This window comes from Niastella sp., assembly GCF_045805085.1.
Taxonomy (GTDB): domain Bacteria; phylum Bacteroidota; class Bacteroidia; order Chitinophagales; family Chitinophagaceae; genus Niastella.
The window spans coordinates 1-3147 of record NZ_JBJMLX010000285.1 but is presented as its reverse complement, the minus strand read 5'-3'; the positions used below and the strand labels follow the sequence as shown (position 1 = coordinate 3147).

At 46.8% G+C, this 3147-nt stretch carries 1 protein-coding gene; it reads right to left on the bottom strand.

From position 1 onward, the window contains the following. Positions 1 to 3147, bottom strand: a 3147-nt coding sequence (locus ACJ751_RS14875) for a beta strand repeat-containing protein (protein ID WP_407746290.1), incomplete at both ends; no start/stop codon positions are given.

Below are 3147 nucleotides of genomic sequence, written 5' to 3'. Positions count from 1 at the left end.
TGGTGCAACAGGCACTGTATTATCGAGCACGTTGATAATTTGAGAAACCGATGTTGTATTGTTACATGCATCGGTGAATGTCCATTTTCTTGTAATAGTATATCCGCAACCATTAGCAACTCGTACGTCTACGCCCGTTGCGGTAATATTGCCACTGCAATTGTCAGTTGCTGTTAACGTACCGGGAGCCGGCACATCTGCAAGGCACTGGAAACTCTGCGTTGCAGGAGCCGTTGCAACCGGTGCTGTATTATCAACAACATTGACAATTTGCGTACATGGAGTGCTTGAGCATCCATTCAATGTAGTTACCAGCGTTAGTGTATAAGTGCCACAAGTATTATTAGCAACTACTGTTACTGTTTGGCCTGTTGAAGAGCCTGAAATAGTTGCTCCTCCACTGATCGTCCACTTATAGGTATAACCTGCAATGGCCGGTGCACTATAAGTAGTTGTGGCAGCCGGACAAACAATGCTTGCACCTGTAATAGAACAGGTAGGTATTGGTTTAGCAACGACATCAACACAAACTGGTGAGCTGGCACATCCGGCAGCGGTAGTGGCAACAACGCAATAATTAAATGTACCGGCTGCCGTAGGTGTTGTGGTAACGGTTTGGCCTATTCCTGTAGCAGGCGTTAAATATGTTGTGGGTGACCATTGGTAGGTTACCGGCTGATAAGTACCGGCAATGCCTACATTGTCTACGGCCCAGTTACTTCCTGCTGTGCCGCTGTATCTGAAGCGCACCATTACATTCGTTTGACCTATGTAGGCGCTTAGATTAATTGATTCCTGGATAAAACCATTGTTTGGATTTCCAACATTTGTTGGACCTGTATAGGTTTTTAAGGTTGTATAGGAAAGGCCGCCGTTGGTTGAAATTTCAACCCATCCTGTTGTGCCTGCATTAAAGTTTAATGCAGTATAATAGTTGAAAGTAGGATTGGTCAATCCTACCAGGCTGAAAGGAGGTGTGACTAAACTAACCGTGCTTCCGCCGCCATCGCCGTTAACGATCATGAATTTGGTATTCGTAGGCGCTGCATTTGAATTAAACACTTTGCCGTTAAAAGTTTTGCCATTACCCGTTTCTCCCCATGCACTGTTATCATCTTTGTTATTGCTGTTGGCATCGTTCCCATTCCAGCCGGCCGGGTTGGCATTTTGAAAATCCTCAACCGGAAAAGGCGGTGGACCATAATCACTGGCCTTTAAAACGGCTGATTGACCTAAACAGAATATGGACGGTGTTGCAGTGACTGTGGGAGTAAACGGAGGATTTACCGGTACAATACCTATGCTTGAATAGTCATTGCATCCGTTCAATTCAAGTGCAACGCGGTAAATGGTAGTTGTAGTTAAATTAAGGTACGATTGTGACGTACTGGTGTTGCTGATGGTTGTCCAGGTTGCTCCGCCATCGGTAGATGATTCCCATCTTAATATATTGCCGGTATAGTTAGATAATGTTAAAGTGCCGCTGTTAGCTCCGGGGCAAACTGCCGGGCTTGAAGAAACATCTCCACTGGGCCCCTGAGTAACTGTTACTGTAACATTAGCCGTGCCGATACAGCCGTTAGCGCCGGTTCCTGTAACGGTGTAAGTAGTGGTAACACTGGGGTAAGCATTAACAATATTACCGGTTGTAATGGATAGATCTGTTGCAGGGCTCCAGGTATACGTATTGGCGCCGCTTGCTGTTAGCGTTACACTACCACCACTACAAAATGCCGCAGGCGCAGCCGGACTAACAGTTATAGTTGGTAAAGGATTTACGGTGATCGAGGTTGCCGCAGATGTTCTGGCACAGCCATTGCCGTTTGTTACTGTTACGGTATAACTTCCACTTGTTGTTGTGGAATAGGTTTGATTTGTCGCTCCTGGAACACCCGTGCCATTCAAACTCCACTGGTTGCCTGTAGCAGAAGAAGAAGTAAGGGTTACGCTTCCGCCCTGGCAAAAAGTAGTTGGCCCCCCTGCAGAAATAGTGGGAATTGCAGGTCTCGGATTTACAGTAATAGTGATAGCATAAGGAGTACCGGCACACCCGCCTGGTGAGGAAGTGGGTGTAACAATATACTGTACAGTTCCTGCAGTTGTATTACTTGGATTAGTGAGTGTTTGATTGATAGTAGAACCTGATCCGGCACTAGCGCCTGTTATACCTCCTGTAATTGTTCCGATGGTCCATGCAAATGTGCCCGGCACACTTGCAGTCAAAGAGATGTTGGGTCCCGTTCCGCTACAGATAGTTGCTGCATTAGCATTAGTAACGGCAGGTCTCGGATTTACAGTAACAGTTGTTGTTGTAGTAGCCGAACATCCATTTCCATTAGTTACAATTACTGTATAAACTCCCGAAGCCGCGGTGGTGACATTTGCAATGGAAGGGGTTGCTGATGATGAAGTAAAACTGTTTGGCCCGGTCCAACTGTAGGTACTTCCGCCACTAGCCGTAAGGTTCAAGGTAGAACCGGCGCACTGCGGCGTATTGCTGCCTGCTGTTGGAGTAGGTAATGCATTGATGGTTACACTGGTGGTCGTAGTAGCCGAACATCCATTTCCATTAGTTACAATTACTGTATAAACTCCCGAAGCAGCGTTGGTCACGTTTGCGATGGAAGGGTTTGCTGATGATGAAGTAAACCCATTAGGACCTGTCCAACTATAAGTACTGCCGCCACTGGTCGTCAGGTTCAAGTTAGAACCGGCGCATTGCGGGGTGTTGCTGCTTGCTGTTGGGGTTGGTAGCGCATTAATAGTTACGCTAGTGGTCGTAGTAGCCGAACATCCATTTCCATTAGTTACAATTACTGTATAAACTCCCGAAGCAGCGGTGGTCACATTTGCGATGGAAGGGGTTGCTGATGATGAAGTAAACCCATTTGGCCCTGTCCAACTATAAGTACTGCCGCCACTGGTTGTCAGGTTCAAGTTAGAACCGGCGCATTGCGGGGTGTTGCTGCTTGCTGTTGGGGTTGGTAGCGCATTAATAGTTACGCTAGTGGTTGTAGTAGCCGAACATCCATTTCCATTAGTTACAATTACTGTATAAACTCCCGAAGCCGCGGTGGTGACATTTGCAATGGAAGGGGTTGCTGATGATGAAGTAAAACTGTTTGGCCCGGTCCAACTGTAGGTACT